Genomic DNA, 13,730 nt, shown 5'->3' with positions numbered 1-13,730 from the left:
TCTGACGGTGAGGGCGGAAAGCCGGGGGCCCGACGGGAGGGGTCGGGGTCTTCCTGTGAGGGCCGTCAGGGCGGGCCCGAGCCCAGCAACGTGAGGGCGCCGTGGACCGCGGAGGCCATGGCGAGGACGACGAGGACCGTGACGGCGGTGCCGGTACGGCGGCGGGCGAGCGCGGCGGCGGGCGGGAGCAGCAGCCCGAAGGCGGGCATCATCAGGCGGGGCCGCGATCCGAAGTACGCGGCCCCCACCAGCGACACCACGACCACGCCGACGGTGTAGGCGAGCAGGGGCAGCGGCTGCCGCTGCCGTACGCAGAGCGCCACCAGCCACGCCAGGAGCGCCAGCGCCGCGCACAGGCCGAGGGAGGCGGGCCAGGGCAGGGAGGCGATGAAACGGGCGAGGGCGACCCCGCCGTCGATGGAGTTCCCCCAGGCCGCCTGGACGTCGAAGTACGCGGTGGCACTCGACTCGCGGACGCCGACGTACACGACGTACCCCAGCCAGCCGAGCGGCGCGAGGAGCACCCCGGCGACCGTCCGCCACGGCAGCCGCCGGTCCCGGACCAGGCTCACGACGGCGGTGACGCCGAGGGCGGCGATCAGCGCGGCGGCGGTCGGCCTGGTCAGCCCGGCGCACGCGCAGAGCAGCCCGGCGAGGATCCACCGGCCGCGCAGCACCGCGTACAGCGACCAGGCCGCGAGCGCGGTGAACAGCGTCTCGGTGTACGCCATCGACTGCACGAACGCGGTCGGGTACACGCCCCACAGCACCGCCAGCAGGACGCCGGCCCGCGCCGAGACGACGTGCTCGCCGCAGCGGAAGATCCCCCACGCGGCGGCGACCGACGCGGTCCAGGAGACGAGCAGTCCCGCCCCGGCGGCGTCGAGCGGCAGGACGGTGGAGAGGGCGCGTTCCAGGGCGGGGAGGAGCGGGAAGAACGCCAGGTCGGAGTGGACGTCCCCGTTCGGCAGCGTGATCTGGTACCCGTACCCCTGCTCGGCGATCCGCACGTACCAGACCGAGTCCCACCGCCCGCTCAGCCGGTGGAAGCCGTCCTTCCCGGTCGCGGCGGAGGCCACGGCGAGCGCGACGAGCCCGAGCAGCCGGGTGAGGGCGTAGCCGCCGAGGGCGAGGAGGAGCGGGGACGGGGGTGGAGATGGAGATGGGGACGGGGTTGGGGATGGGACAGGGGGTCGGGCCGGGGAAGGGGGTCGGCTGGTCGGCGGGGGCATGGGCCCGATTATCCCGAGGCGGGCGGAAGGCTTCCGACGCGGCCCGGACGGCTTCGACGCGCCCGTCGGCCTGCGGCGTCCGCCGTTCCGTACCGCCTACGCCAGGAGGCGGGCGACCGTGACGGTGGCGGCGACGAGGAGCAGCGCGACGGCGGCCAGCTGCCAGGTGCGGCGCCAGGAGCGCAGCGGGACGACCCGGGGCGCGGCCCCGCCCGGGATCACGATGTACACGCGGTGGGGGTGCGCGTCGTGCGTGACGCGGGCCAGTGACAGGTGGCGCACGGCGACGCGGCGGCCGACCTCGCCGTCGTGGACCGCGAGGCGGGGCTTCAGGAAGGCGGCGGCCTCCGGGTCGGTGTCCTCCCCGGCCACCGGGACGGCCTCCTCGCCGACGAGGTCGACACGGGCCCAGGCGTCGTACTCGTTCGTCCACCCGAAGGCCCGGGCGGGCAGGGACGAGGTCTCCTTGATCGCGTCCACGACGGGCTCGCGGGCGATGACCCCCTCGGTCCACTCCACGTATCTGCCGGTGCCGCCGCAGAAGCCGTGGCTCACCGTGCCTGCCCCCGCGCAGTCCGGGCAGGGACGGGACCCGCTCCCGCCGCAGACCGAGCACTTCCGCGGACCGACCCCCCGGCACTTCGCGCACGCCGCGTCCTCCGCCCCGCACCGCCGGCAGCGGACCCGGACCGCCGTCTCGCCCTCGGGCCGGTCCGCCGCCTCGCGGGCGCGCTTGCCCGAGCCCTCGCAGCTGAGGCAGCAGAGGCCTTCCTTGCAGGCCGCGCAGGGCACGGACGGCGGACAGTGCACGTCCCCGGCGCCCCGGCAGCGCGCGCAGTGCTGCCGGCCGTTGGCGCACACCGCACAGGCCCGGGCCTCCACCGAACCGCGCCGCACCAGCAGCAGGGTCGAGCGGGTCCCGGGGTCGGCGGGGGCCGGCAGCGCGTACCGGTCGATGTCGTCGTACGCGGGCCGGTCCGACAGGTCGAGGACGCCCCGGTGGAAACCGGGGCGCTCCTCGCGGGACTCGACGCAGCGGACTATCTCCCCGTCTACGAGCAGATGCCGGGTGATGCGGGCGCCCTGCGCCGGAAAGACCGCGCCGTCCGCCCCGGCGCCTCCGAGACTGCGCCGTACCGCCGCCAGGATGTCGTCTTCGCTCAGCACGCCTCGGCCTCCAGGGACCCTCGGATGACCCCGGGACGCTACCCAGCCGCCGTGCCCGTGAAGCCCCGTCCGTACGTCAGCCCTGCGGCCTCATGCGCTCGAACCGCTCGGCCATGACGGGGCCGAGATGCCCGACGATGCCGTGCCCGGGCTCCTGCGGGGAGGGCAGGTCGCCGAGGAACGAGGTGACGATGACCTCGTCGACTCCGGTGTCGCCGCGACAGCACCGCTCCTCCAGGAAGGCGAGGGTGCGCCGCCAGTCCGGCTCCGCCTCCTCCGCCAGATAGGAGCCGACCGTGCTCTGGACGACGTCCCAGAAGAAGACGTGCGGCAGGACGCCGCCCTGCCCGAAGACATGCCTGTCGTACGCGCCCTGGAATCCGGGCACGTGGACGACGAGGTCGTGGACGAGCTGCACACCGGGTGCGGTGTCGGCCGCGGCGGGCCCGCCGGGTGCGGAGCCGGCTCCGCCGGGTGTGGTGGAGGCGGATGCGGTGGAAGCGGATGTGGTGGAGGCGGATGTGGTGGAGGCGGGTCTGAGAGGCGGGGAGTCGGCTCCGCCGGGTGTGGCGGCGGGTCCGCCGGGTGTGGTGTCGGCTCCGCCGGGTGAGGTGTCGGGTCTGTCGGTCGTGGTCTGAGGACTGGTGTGCTGCATCGCGGCCCTGCCCCGGGACGTTGTGGTGTTTCGGTCCAGAATGCTCCTCCCCCGACCTCCCGTCCTGACACTTTTACGCATTCCTGGGGACAACTTTCGGCTGGTTTTCCACAGGGGGTGCGAAGTGTCGCTCTTCCGTGGATCGTTGCGCGTATGTACGAGTTGGCGATCCTCGCCCGGGGCGGGGTGCTCCTGACGGTCTGGGCGCTCGCGGCGGGCTGGCCGCCGGGCCGGCTCGCCGCGCGCCTGCGGCGGGACGGCTGGCAGCGGATCTGCCGGGGAGCCTGGGCGGCGCCCGGCAAGGAGACGGACTGGCGGGTCAGGGAGACCGCGCTCCAACTGCTGCGGCCGCGCCGGGTCTGCAGCCACGGCACGGCGGCCCGGCTCCACCGGATCGAGCTCCTCGCCGCCCCTGCCGCCCCTCCCGGATCCCGGGCGTCCCTCCCGCCGGAGGACGTGTGCCTGCGCCGGGGTCTGCGGGCGACGACGGCCGCGCGGACGGTCGCCGACCTGATACGGACGTGCGGGAGCAGGGAGGAGGCGGTGGTGGCGGCGGACTCGGCACTGGCCCGCCGGGTCGTCGAGGGCGTCCGCAGGGACCCGCCGGTCCGGTACGGGGACCTGGCCGCGCAGTTGGCCGTCCGCCGCCCGGGCGCCCCGCGCGCCCGCGCGTGGCTCCCGCTGGTGAACCCCGCCGCCGGCTCCCCGGCGGAGACGGTCGCCCGCCTGCGGATGGCCGACGCCGGGCTCCTCCCGGAGTGCCAGCCGCGCCTGCGTACGCCCGGGGGCCGCGTCCTCCACCCGGACTTCCTCTTCCGCGCGGCGGGCCTCGCGGTGGAGGTGGAGGGGTACGCGTACCACGGCACGCGCCGGGCCCACGAGCGGGACATCGCCCGCTTCAACGCGCTCCAGTCCTGCCCGGAGGTCCGCCGGGTGCTGCGCTTCACCGCCCGGGAGGTCTTCACGCACCCGGCCAGGACGACGGCGGCGGTACGGGCGGCGCTGGCGGACCTCGGCGGGTGAGGGGGGAGGGAGAGAGGGGTGCGTGCGGCGGGTGGGCGCGGTGGGTGCGACGCGTGGGGAGCGTGGGGCGCACGAGGGGCGCACGAGGCCCCAACCCCCGCTCCCACCCCCGCATTTGAGCCAGCTGAATCCGGTCCTTACTCCGCTAGAGTGAGCCACCGGTTCACTGGGGAAGGGGAAGGGGACGCGCATGGCACGTCACAACCCGGTAGAGGTACAGATCCACACCGGGTCTTTATGGGTCGGCGGTGACGCCTACCCCCTGCGAAACATCTCCCACGTGGGACAGCGCCGCCTCGTACCCGTGAAGAAGAAGATCGGCAAGGATCTGGTCGTCGGCATCGCCCGGATCTGGCTCGTCGCCGCCATCGGCGCGGCCATCGCGAGCTCCCTCAAGAACGACCTGTTCTACCTGCCGGTCGTGATCATCGTCGGCCTCATGATCTGGCGGCTCGTCGCCAAGGTGCGGCAGCCGGACCTCCCGGTCCTCTACGGCCTGATCGTGAACACGGCGGGCACCCAGCGGGACACCGTCTGGAGCACCGAGAAGGCCGAGATCGACCACCTCGTCCTGGAGATCACCAAGGCGATCGGCAAGCCGGACGAGGCCCAGAAGGTCTTCTACGTCCAGCACGCCGTGCACCACGGGGACATCATCCAGCAGTACGGCGCCAACAGCATCGGACAGGCCAACCACTTCGGCCACGGCAACATCCAGGCGGGATGACGATGAGCAGCGATCAGATCCACCAGTACGGCGCGGGCAGCATCGGCAGCGCGAACCACTCCGGCTCCGGCGACATCGTGGCCGGCGGCAAGACCGTCAACGCCGCGCCGGCCGCCCCGTCGACGGCACTCGACGAGCTCCTCGCGGCCATCGAAGGACTCCGCACCCACCTCGACGACACGCGCCGCGCGGAGCTCGACGCGGCGGCGGCGGACCTCGACCCCGGCGCCACCCGCGCCGAACTGGAGGGCCCGCTCACCCGCATCGCCGGCATCGCGGCGCTCGTGGGCACGGTGGGCGGCCCGGTCGTGGCCGCGGTCCAGGCGCTGCTGGCCGCGCTCGGCGCCGCCTGACGCGACGCGGCGAGGGGGCCGCCCGCCGGAACGAGCGACGGGCGGCCCTCCGTCCTCCTCACGGAGCGGCGGGCGGCGGAACGGTCCGCGGGAAGGAGATCTCCACGCGACGGTTCTTATTCCGCCCCTCCTCGGTGCGGTTGTCGGCGATCGGGTAGTCCTCGCTGTACCCGCGGATGTCGTACGCGGTCCCCGGCTCCAACTCCCGGGCGAGAACCTGCTGCACGGCGACGGCCCGCTCCTTGGAGAGCTTCAGCCCGTGCTCGTAGGTCCCAAGGTTGTCGGTGAACCCGAAGACGCGCACCTTCCCGGAGCCCTGCGTCCGCACCTCGCCGGCGATGGCGCGGATCCGCGCGGTCGCGGCGGGGCTGAGCTTGGCGCTGTTCTTCGCGAACAGCACCTCGGCCTGGAGCGCGAACGTCACGTCCACGTTCGTGTCCTCACGCCGCTGCTCGCCGCCCTCCTCCTCGACGATCTGCTTGATGTCGAGCACCTTCGCGGGCGCGAGCGTCGCCCCGTCGGGCAGCATCAGCCCGGGCGAGTTCGATTCGATGGCGGGCGGCGGCGAGGAACTGGTGCTGCCGGGCGGATCGTCCGCGACCGCGACGCCTCCCCCCGCGGCCCACACCGTGACGACCGCCACGGTCACCAGCGCGGCCAGTCTGCTTCGTCGCCCCGTAGTCGTCGTAGTCATGACGTCACCTCAGGACAGCTTGAGCGTGGCGGGCTCGAAGGTGGGCAGCTGGAAGGAGACCTCGGTGGTGGAGGCGGGGGGTGCGGGGAATTGCATGAACACATCAAGAGACTTCCCTGCCGCGACGATGCTCAGTCCCGTGGTGGCCAACGGGCGGCCGTCCGTGTCACGCAGGACGTAGTAGCGCTTCTTTGCCGAGCCGTCCACGAGGGTAGCGCCACCGAGCGAAGTGCCGTGCTTCAGCACCTCCGTCTCGTTGCCCCTCACCGCATCGGGTACCGCGCGCCCCTTCGCCGACGTGTTCTTCAGGGTCCCCTTCACCGTGAGAAATCCGCCCGCATCGCGCTCCGCCGAACCGATGGCCAGCTCGAAGCCGTCCTGCCCCTTCGCAACGACCAATGGCTCCTGCTGCTCTTCAGGCGATTCCTCCGCACCCTGCTCCGCCTCCGTGGGGGTGGCCTGCTGAGAGGGCGAAGAAGCCGTACTCGGCTTATTGGACGCCTTGGGCTCTTCGTCGGTGCCGCAACCGGCAACCAGCAACGAGGCCGAGACCGCGAGGGCGATGAACCCTCCTCTCGCGTACGAGACGTTCATGAATGCGCTTCCTTACTCGTCGTCGCCAGTCAATCGGACGCGGAACAGGACATCGGCCCCAGGAAGCACTGGCTCATCCGGGTCGATCCCCCAAACCTGGTCCTCGCAGATGAGGTCTGAGATTGGATCGGGTGGCTCCTCCGACGGCGTACTGGACGGATCCGGTTCCGTGCTCGGATCCAAGGTCGGTTCGGAAGTCGGTTCGGGCGGATAGAACGTACAGAGCGGCTCGATCACGGCTGAAGCTGTGGCCTCAGCCTGCTGATCATCCGTTCCCGGGACGATCGATTCCCCTACGGTTTCCCTGGTGTGAACGGTCACGGCGAAGCCGAAGTCCAACGGCACACAGTCTTCAGGCAGAAGCGAGGCACCGTTCGCGGAGGCGAGGGCGGTGGCACTCTGACACGCCAGATCGGTCTCGTACACCTCGCCCCGGACGAATCGAGGCCATTGAACCGGATCACCGATCACATCAAGCCAACCCTCCCGGAGCTGATCGCGGGCATCTTGCGCAGCTCCTAGGGCTGCTGCGTCGGCAGCAGTCTGAGCGCCATTGCGCAAAACGGCGGCCTGCCCTACGGCGAAGTACACGAGGGCGAGAAACAACAGCCCGGCGATGACCGCAATGTAGGCGGGAAACGCCTGACCTGACTCACGCCCTCCGCGCCGCACCGTCAGCCAGTGAGATCCGCGATCTTGTTCTTGATGGCCGTCAGAATCGTCGTGCCGATATCCGTACCGGTAATGGCCACCACAATCGCCACCACCACCACAATGATCCCCAAATACTCCACCGCCGTCTGACCCCGGTCTCCCCGGGCCGACCAGTGGAGTCGGGCCTTTGTCAGGGCCTTCAGCAGCGCGTCGTTCATCGTGGTCCCCTCCGCGGTCTGACGCTTGCGCAGTCGCACGGTACGCCCGTGGTCCCCGTGGTGCACAGGGTCCCGGGAGTCGTTCGTCAGATCTGGGCATGGGCGGGACCTTGTACTCCGGCAGGTTATGGCCTGGGGTGGGGGTCTCGCGGGGAGTTGGGGGAAGTGACATCGGGGGCCGCCTCATTCGCCGGCGATCGAGTCGAGGTCGGTCCCCGTGCCCAGGAAGAGGCCCGCGCCCAGGAGGATCATGGTGGCGGGGACCATCAGGGTCGTGATGACCATCGTCGCCTTGGGCACCGCCTTCGCGGCCTTGCGGCGCGCGTTCTGCGCGTCCGTGCGGCGCATGTCCTCGGCGATCTGGATCAGCGTGTCGACGATGGGGGCGCCCAGCTCCTCGCCCTGCTGGAGGGCGGTCACGAACTGGGCCACCTGCTCCGAGTCGTTGCGGCGGCGCAGTTCGTCGAAGGCCTGGCGGCGGGTGACGCCCATGTCCATCTGGCGCAGGGTGATGCGGAGTTCGTCGGACCAGGGGCCCGAGTACTTGTCCGCGACCCGCTCCAGGGCCTGGCGGAAGCCGAGGCCCGCCGAGACGACGACCGCGAGGACGTCGAGGAAGTCGGGGAGGGTGCGTTCGATCTGGTCCTTGCGGATGCGGACCGCCGACCAGATGCCGACCTCCGTCCAGAGCGCCCCGAAGGCGAAGAGCAGCGCCGCCGTGACGTACGAGCCCCGGGTCAGCATCAGCAGGCCGCCGAGGCCGCCCAGGAAGCCGTACACGGCCCTGCGCGCCCCGTAGCGGTCGATGGTGAGGCCGCCGGGGTTTCCGGCCAGGTCGATGCGGCGGCGGACCGCGCCGACCCGCTTCGGGCCCATCCAGCGCAGGACCGTCGGGGACCAGCGCATGCCGAGGCGGTCGACGGCGGAGTCGACCGCGCCGGTGCGGGTCGCGCCGACCTCCAGGGCGAGGCGGAGGTCGTCGGGGAGCCGGGCGTCGGCGTGGTAGAGGCGGAGCCCGTACGCGAGGCCGGCGACCGAGAGGGCGGCGAGGAGGGCGAGGGACAGTTCCAGCATCCGTACCAGTCCCCTACACGTCGATCTTCGAGAAGCGGCGGATGACAGCGAAGCCGAGGACGTACAGGGCGCAGGCGATCACGACCGCGCCCTGGCCCAGCGGCGAGCCGGTCATCCGGTCCAGCGCGCCCGGCTGCATGTTGTCGATGAGGAGGAGCGAGCCGAAGCCGATGACCGGCACCGCGTACGCCGTCATGCTCACCTGGGAGAGCTGGGTGCGGACCTCGCGCCGGGTCTCCTTGCGCTGCTCCAGCGTGTCGGTGAGGTTGCGGAGCGAGGAGACGACGGTGCCGCCGGCCCGGTTGGCGAGGACCAGGGTCGTGACGAGGACGACGAGTTCCCGGGAGGGGAGCCGTTCGGCGAGTTCGTCGAGGGCGTCGTCGAGGGACGTGCCGACGGCCAGCTGCTGTGCCACCTTCTCCAGTTCGTCGCCCGCCGGGGACTCCATCTCGTCCGCCGCCAGGCTGATCGCCATGCGGAGGGCGAGACCGGCCTGGGTGGCGTTGGCCAGGATGCGGGAGAGTTCCGGGAGCTGGTTGATGAAGCGCTCGATGCGCTTCTGCCGCTGCCAGCCGAGGTAGCCGAGCGCCACCCATATCCCCAGTAGGCCGCAGATCGGGCCGAAGAAGGGCGAGAGCGCGGCCTGGCCGATGATCCAGAGGACGGCCACCGACGCCGCCAGCGCGACCGTGAACTCCCCGGGCGTCAGGTCGAGCCCCGTCGCGGCGATCCGGCGCTCCAGGGCCCGGCCGGGCGCGGTGCCCCGGACCCGTCGATCCAGTGCGGGGAAGCGACGCCGGCGCCGGCCGGTCGCCTCGGGCGCGGCGGTGTCGTCGAGGCGGGCGACGAGCGCGGCGTGGCGCCGCGCCCCGTTCGCGTACGCCTGTACGCCGACGACGCCGAGGACGCCGGCGAGCAGCGCCGCTCCGGCCGTCAGCCAGAAGGGGTCGGTCAGCGAGGCCATCGGGGCCCTCCCAGGTCCGTCATCGGGGCCTCCTAGGTCGCTTCGCGGGTGGCGAGGTGGGTGTCGTCGGCGGCCACGCCGAACGCGGGCGGTATCGGCTGGCCGGCCATGTAGAGGCGCTCGGCGACGCGGCGCGGGAGCGGGTGGTGGACGTACCGGCCGTGGACGCGCCCGTCGGCGGAGAGCGGTTCGGCCTGGAAGTGGCAGACGGTGGCGAGGAGGAAGCGTTCGCGGCCGTGCGAGGCGAGGATGGCGATCTCGGTGACGCGGCGGGTGCCGTCGGGGTGCCGGGTGAGCTGCACGAGGACGTCGACGGCGCTGTTGATCTGGTCGCGCAGCGCCTCGAAGGGGACCTTGACCTCGGACATGGAGGCGAGGGTCTGGAGGCGCATGAGGGCGTCCTCGGCCGCGTTGGCGTGGACGGTGGCGAGGGAGCCGTCGTGGCCGGTGGACATGGCCTGGAGCATGTCGAGGGTCTCGCCGCCGCGGACCTCGCCGACGATGATCCGGTCGGGGCGCATGCGGAGCGAGTTGCGGACGAGGTCGCGGATGGTGACCTGGCCGCGGCCCTCGATGTTGGGCGGCCGCGCTTCGAGGCGGATGACGTGGGACTGCTGGAGCTGGAGCTCGGCGGAGTCCTCGATGGTGATGATCCGCTCGCCCTCGGGGACGAGGCCGGAGAGGGCGTTGAGGAGGGTCGTCTTGCCGGTGCCGGTGGCGCCGGACACGATGATGTTGAACTTCGCCTGGACCAGGCCGGAGAGGAGCAGCAGCATCTGCTCGTCGAGCGAGCCGAGGCCGATCATCTCGTGGAGGGTGTAGGCGCGGGGGAAGCGGCGGATGGTGAGCGTGGCGCCGGTCAGGGAGAGCGGCGGGATGATCACGTTGACGCGCTCGCCGGAGGGCAGGCGGGCGTCGACCATCGGGTTGGACTCGTCCACGCGCCGGTTGACGGTGGAGACGATCCGCTCGATGGTCTGCATCAGCTGCTCGTGGGAGGCGAAGCGCAGCGGGAGGAGTTCGACCCGTCCGCCGCGCTCGATGTAGATCTGGTCGGGGCCGTTGACCATGATCTCGGTGATGGAGGCGTCTTCGAGGAGCGGTTCGAGGACACCGAGCCCGAGGGCCTCGTCGACGACCCGGCGGATCAGCCGGCCGCGTTCGGCGGTGGAGAGGACCGGGCCCTCGCGGCTGATGATGTGCCCGAGGACGCGTTCGAGCCGGGCCCGGCGTTCGGCCGCCGCGAGCGCGGACATCTCGGTGAGGTCGATCTCCTCCAGGAGCTTCGCCCGGAAGGACGCGACGAGGTGGCCGTCCTCCCGGCCCCCGCCGGGCCCGAGGGCGCGCGGGTCGTCACCGGCGTGGTGGATGCGGGCGCGCAGGCTCATGGGATCTCGTCCTCCTCCGGGGTCCGAGGCAGGGGCATGGTGGCGGTCTTGCGGACCGGGTCGAAGGTCCAGAAGGGGACGACCTGGGGGACGCGGACGACGGCGGTGACCGTCACCTGTCCGTCTCCCTCGACGGCCGTGCCGGGGGTCAGATCGAGCCATCCGCTGACGGCGGCCCGCTGGGCCGCCTCCGCGCCCGGGGCTTCCTCGGCGTCGCTGGACGCGGCCCGGGCCCCCGCCCGCGCGGCCGTCCCCGCCTGCTGCGCCGCGTAGGCGGCCAGTCCGAGCTGGAGTCCGGCGAGCCCGACGATGAGCAGGATGGGCAGGAAGCCGAGGTATTCGATGGCCGCCTGGCCGCGGTCCCGGCGGTGAGGACGGGATGCGGTACGGCTCCGAGGGGCGTCGCCCGGCAGGCCCGTACCGCCCGCGGGGGCGCCGGCCCGCCCCACCCTCTTCCGGTTCACGGGGTGGTCACCGGCCTCTCGTCGATCGCTCCGGCCGTCGCGGGGACGCCGTCGAAGGAGCCGAGGCCGGGGAAGAGGACCGGGACCGGGACCGTGACGGTCACGGTGACCATGCCGCCGGACGGATCTCCGCAGTCCACCGTGGCTCCCGCCCACGCCCCGTCGAGGTGTCTGCGGGCGGCGCCGTCGCAGTCGCCGCCGTCGACGGCGGCGGCACGCGCCGCCTCGTCCGCCGCGTTCCCGGCCAGGATGTAGGTGTACCCGACCAGCACCACCTGCCAGAGCAGCGCGAGGGTCAGCAGGATGACCGGGACCATGCCGGTGAACTCCACCGCCACTTGGCCCCGGTCGCCGCGTCCCCGCTGCCCGTCCATGGGTCAGCGTCCTCCGCCGCGGCGGCGCAGCCCCAGCGATCCGCGGTCGCCGGCGCGGGCGAGCTGCTTGCCGGGGGCGGTGGGGGCCGGGGGGCCGGTGAGGCCGAGTTCGCCGGCGAGGGTCCAGAGGGCCTGCTTGACGGTGGAGCGGGCGTCGAGTTCGTGGAGGCGGCCGGCGTCGACGACGGCCTGGAGCTCCTTGTAGGCGGCGGGGACGGTGACGCCGGCGATGCGGGTGCCGGTGATCTTCTGGACGAGTGCGGGCTGGATCTCGGTGGAGCGGGCGTACTGGTTCACGAGGGCGATGCTCGCCTCGGCCTTGCGGACCTGGAGCCGTTCCCACATGCGGACGGTGCGCTTGGCGGCGCGGACGGCGATGACGTCGGGGGTGGTGACGAGGAGGGCGGTGTCGGCCAGTTCGACGGCGGCGGCGTTGGCGCTGTCGAGGCGGGAGCCGCAGTCGACGACGACGACCTCGTGCCGGGCGCGCAGGGCGCTGACGATCTGGCGGGCGGCGCGGTCGGTGACCTCTTCGCCGCGTTCGCCCTCGGCGGGGGCGAGGAGGAGGGAGAGGCCGGTCTCGTGGACGTAGACGGCGTCCTGGAGGACGCGGGGCGAGATGTCGTTGATGGCGGCGAGGTCGGCGGCGGAGCGGCGGAACTGCACGTCGAGGTAGGAGGCGATGTCACCGCTCTGGAGGTCGAGGTCGACGAGGGCGACGGTGCGGCCGGCGGCGCGGGCGGCGAGGGCGAGCTGGACGGCGGTGAGGGTGGTGCCGACGCCGCCCTTGGCGCCGCTGACGGTGACGACGGTGCCGCCGGGTCCCGCGACGAGTTCGGCGGTGGCGCCGCCGAGGTGGCGGCGGAACCCGGCGGACCACTGGGCGGCCGCCTGGACGCGGACGGCGAGTTCCTCGTAGCCGAGCGGGAGGGGGACGAGGCCGCGGGCGCCGGCGTCCATGGCGGCGGAGAGCACGCCGGGGCCGGAGTCGGAGGTGATGAGGACGACGCCGACGGCGGGGAAGCGGAGGGCGACCTCGCGGACGAGGTCGAGGGCGGGGACGGGGCCGATCCGCTCGTGGACGAGGACGACCTCGGGGAGGGCGTCGAGGGATTCGGCGGCGAGCCGGGCGAGGGCGTCGACGAGCTGGGTGGAGTCCGGGACGGGCGGGGCGGGCTCGGCGTCGGGGAGCTGGCCGAGGAGGGTGGCGACGGCCCGGGCGGCGTCGGGGTCGCCGACGGCCGGCAGGATCCTGGTGGGCATGGCCGGGCCTCACTTGTCCTTGTCGAGCGTGTAGGTGCGGTCGCCCGGGGCGGGCGCGGCGGGCGCTCCGTCGGCGGAGGGGGCGACGAGCGCGAGGCGTACGTGCTCCGCGAAGGATTCGGCGTAGGCGACGCGCTGGGTGTCCTGGGCGGAGAGGGCGAAGGTGATGGGAACGGCCTCGGTGGCGGTGCGGGAATCGCGCTTCGCCTTGATGGAGCTGAGGGTGCCGACGTCGATGACCCGGGCGGCGGCGACGAGGAGCCTGGACTGGCTGGGTTCGCCCTTCTGGTCGCCGGCGAAGGTGGCGTAGATGTTGACGGTGGCGCCGGGGTCGATCTTGCCCGCGACGCCGGTGGCGGCGTCGATCATGATCGCGATCTCCTGCTCGCCGGGGCGGAGTTCGGGGCGGGGGACGATCATGTCCCGCTGGAGGAGCGAGCCCTTCCTGAGGGTGGTGACGGCGATCTTGCCGTCGATCTGGGCGAGGTCGGTGACGGCGGTGCCGGAGAGCCAGCGCTCGGGCATGGTGATCTTCTCGAAGTCGCTCGCCCTCAGCCGCTCGTAGGGCTTGACGTCCTGCTTGACCCGGTACGCGGTGGTCTCCGGCCCGACCTTGGCGTTCACGTCGCTGATGACCGCGAGGACGCCGGCGAAGGCGCCGAGGGCGCAGAGGACGGAGAGCAGCAGCAGGATGACGCCGCGGCGCTGGCGGGAGTTCATGGCCGGTCTTCCTGGGTCGGGGGCTGGGGCGGGTTCATCGGGTCGTCATCGGGTCGTCGGCGGGGTGGTGCGGGTGCCGTCGGGTCGCCGGCGGGCGCCGGCGGGTCGTCGGCGGGGTGGTGCGGGTGCCGTCAGGTCGCCGGCGGGCGCCGTCGGGCTGTCGGCG

At 72.8% G+C, this 13,730-nt stretch carries 17 protein-coding genes; 3 read left to right on the top strand and 14 right to left on the bottom strand.

Annotated features, from left to right (window positions below):
• Positions 1-65 precede the first annotated feature (65 nt).
• The 3 genes from ACF1BN_RS34530 to ACF1BN_RS34520 form a co-directional block, all read right to left on the bottom strand.
• Entirely contained in the window at positions 66-1,232 is a 1,167-nt protein-coding gene (locus ACF1BN_RS34530; protein ID WP_392335535.1) for a hypothetical protein, read from the bottom strand.
• 96 nt (positions 1,233-1,328) lie between these two features.
• A complete protein-coding gene (locus ACF1BN_RS34525) occupies positions 1,329-2,399 on the bottom strand; it encodes a hypothetical protein (protein WP_392335534.1) in 1,071 nt (356 codons plus the stop codon).
• A 76-nt stretch (positions 2,400-2,475) separates the two neighbouring features.
• Positions 2,476-2,817 carry a hypothetical protein gene (locus ACF1BN_RS34520; RefSeq protein ID WP_392335533.1) on the bottom strand — a complete coding sequence of 114 codons (342 nt, stop codon included), beginning with the start codon at positions 2,815-2,817 and terminating at the stop codon, positions 2,476-2,478.
• Between the two features lie 390 nt (positions 2,818-3,207).
• On the opposite strand from ACF1BN_RS34520, the gene ACF1BN_RS34515 reads away from it, so the two are divergent.
• The 3 genes from ACF1BN_RS34515 (at position 3,208) to ACF1BN_RS34505 (ending at position 5,157) form a co-directional block, all read left to right on the top strand.
• A complete protein-coding gene (locus tag ACF1BN_RS34515) occupies positions 3,208-4,077 on the top strand; it encodes a hypothetical protein (RefSeq protein WP_392335532.1) in 870 nt (289 codons plus the stop codon).
• 190 nt (positions 4,078-4,267) lie between these two features.
• Positions 4,268-4,804, top strand: a complete 537-nt coding sequence (locus ACF1BN_RS34510) for a DUF6232 family protein (RefSeq protein ID WP_392335531.1) — start codon at positions 4,268-4,270, stop codon at positions 4,802-4,804.
• 2 nt (positions 4,805-4,806) lie between these two features.
• Entirely contained in the window at positions 4,807-5,157 is a 351-nt protein-coding gene (locus ACF1BN_RS34505; protein WP_392335530.1) for a hypothetical protein, read from the top strand.
• 58 nt (positions 5,158-5,215) lie between these two features.
• Here ACF1BN_RS34505 and ACF1BN_RS34500 read toward each other — a convergent pair whose 3' ends face one another.
• The 11 genes from ACF1BN_RS34500 to cpaB form a co-directional block, all read right to left on the bottom strand.
• Positions 5,216-5,851: an OmpA family protein gene (locus tag ACF1BN_RS34500; protein ID WP_392335529.1), complete on the bottom strand. Its 636-nt coding sequence runs from the start codon at positions 5,849-5,851 to the stop codon at positions 5,216-5,218.
• Positions 5,852-5,860: 9 nt separating this feature from the next.
• On the bottom strand, positions 5,861-6,445 hold the full coding sequence (locus tag ACF1BN_RS34495) for a hypothetical protein (RefSeq protein WP_392335528.1): 585 nt from the start codon (positions 6,443-6,445) through the stop codon (positions 5,861-5,863).
• A 12-nt stretch (positions 6,446-6,457) separates the two neighbouring features.
• Positions 6,458-7,117: a pilus assembly protein TadG-related protein gene (locus tag ACF1BN_RS34490; RefSeq protein ID WP_392335527.1), complete on the bottom strand. Its 660-nt coding sequence runs from the start codon at positions 7,115-7,117 to the stop codon at positions 6,458-6,460.
• Positions 7,118-7,119: 2 nt separating this feature from the next.
• Complete coding sequence (locus tag ACF1BN_RS34485) at positions 7,120-7,317, bottom strand: Flp family type IVb pilin (protein ID WP_392335526.1); 198 nt, start codon at positions 7,315-7,317, stop codon at positions 7,120-7,122.
• 183 nt (positions 7,318-7,500) lie between these two features.
• The gene (locus ACF1BN_RS34480) at positions 7,501-8,388 is read right to left on the bottom strand and encodes a DUF5936 domain-containing protein (protein ID WP_392335567.1); all 888 of its coding nucleotides are present in this window, start codon (positions 8,386-8,388) and stop codon (positions 7,501-7,503) included.
• Between the two features lie 16 nt (positions 8,389-8,404).
• Positions 8,405-9,355, bottom strand: coding sequence for a type II secretion system F family protein (locus tag ACF1BN_RS34475; RefSeq protein WP_392335525.1), 951 nt, complete (start codon positions 9,353-9,355; stop codon positions 8,405-8,407).
• 32 nt (positions 9,356-9,387) lie between these two features.
• The gene (locus ACF1BN_RS34470; RefSeq protein WP_392335524.1) at positions 9,388-10,743 is read right to left on the bottom strand and encodes a CpaF family protein; all 1,356 of its coding nucleotides are present in this window, start codon (positions 10,741-10,743) and stop codon (positions 9,388-9,390) included.
• Positions 10,740-11,207 (bottom strand): TadE/TadG family type IV pilus assembly protein, encoded by a 468-nt coding sequence (locus tag ACF1BN_RS34465; protein ID WP_392335523.1) that lies wholly within the window; start codon positions 11,205-11,207, stop codon positions 10,740-10,742. The genes ACF1BN_RS34470 and ACF1BN_RS34465 overlap by 4 nt, the downstream gene beginning before the upstream one ends.
• A complete protein-coding gene (locus ACF1BN_RS34460) occupies positions 11,204-11,581 on the bottom strand; it encodes a TadE/TadG family type IV pilus assembly protein (RefSeq protein WP_392335522.1) in 378 nt (125 codons plus the stop codon). Before ACF1BN_RS34460 ends, ACF1BN_RS34465 begins: the two co-directional genes overlap by 4 nt.
• Before the next feature lie 3 nt (positions 11,582-11,584).
• Positions 11,585-12,844 (bottom strand): CpaE family protein, encoded by a 1,260-nt coding sequence (locus ACF1BN_RS34455; protein ID WP_392335521.1) that lies wholly within the window; start codon positions 12,842-12,844, stop codon positions 11,585-11,587.
• Positions 12,845-12,853: 9 nt separating this feature from the next.
• On the bottom strand, positions 12,854-13,564 hold the full coding sequence (gene cpaB / locus ACF1BN_RS34450) for a Flp pilus assembly protein CpaB (RefSeq protein WP_392335520.1): 711 nt from the start codon (positions 13,562-13,564) through the stop codon (positions 12,854-12,856).
• Positions 13,565-13,730 lie beyond the last annotated feature (166 nt).

The organism is Streptomyces sp. NPDC014861 (assembly GCF_043081625.1).
Classification (GTDB): Bacteria; Actinomycetota; Actinomycetes; order Streptomycetales; family Streptomycetaceae; genus Streptomyces.
Note: the sequence above shows the minus strand (reverse complement) of the source record. Positions and strands in the feature narration are given on the sequence as shown.

Coding starts and splice junctions, on each gene's coding strand:
- ACF1BN_RS34530 (WP_392335535.1), bottom strand. CDS start 1,232: ATGCCCCCGCCGACCAGCCGACCCCCTTCCCCGGCCCGACCCCCTGTC.
- ACF1BN_RS34470 (WP_392335524.1), bottom strand. CDS start 10,743: ATGAGCCTGCGCGCCCGCATCCACCACGCCGGTGACGACCCGCGCGCC.
- ACF1BN_RS34505 (WP_392335530.1), top strand. CDS start 4,807: ATGAGCAGCGATCAGATCCACCAGTACGGCGCGGGCAGCATCGGCAGC.
- ACF1BN_RS34455 (WP_392335521.1), bottom strand. CDS start 12,844: ATGCCCACCAGGATCCTGCCGGCCGTCGGCGACCCCGACGCCGCCCGG.
- ACF1BN_RS34485 (WP_392335526.1), bottom strand. CDS start 7,317: ATGAACGACGCGCTGCTGAAGGCCCTGACAAAGGCCCGACTCCACTGG.
- ACF1BN_RS34510 (WP_392335531.1), top strand. CDS start 4,268: ATGGCACGTCACAACCCGGTAGAGGTACAGATCCACACCGGGTCTTTA.
- ACF1BN_RS34495 (WP_392335528.1), bottom strand. CDS start 6,445: ATGAACGTCTCGTACGCGAGAGGAGGGTTCATCGCCCTCGCGGTCTCG.
- cpaB (WP_392335520.1), bottom strand. CDS start 13,564: ATGAACTCCCGCCAGCGCCGCGGCGTCATCCTGCTGCTGCTCTCCGTC.
- ACF1BN_RS34475 (WP_392335525.1), bottom strand. CDS start 9,355: ATGGCCTCGCTGACCGACCCCTTCTGGCTGACGGCCGGAGCGGCGCTG.
- ACF1BN_RS34500 (WP_392335529.1), bottom strand. CDS start 5,851: ATGACTACGACGACTACGGGGCGACGAAGCAGACTGGCCGCGCTGGTG.
- ACF1BN_RS34460 (WP_392335522.1), bottom strand. CDS start 11,581: ATGGACGGGCAGCGGGGACGCGGCGACCGGGGCCAAGTGGCGGTGGAG.
- ACF1BN_RS34515 (WP_392335532.1), top strand. CDS start 3,208: ATGTACGAGTTGGCGATCCTCGCCCGGGGCGGGGTGCTCCTGACGGTC.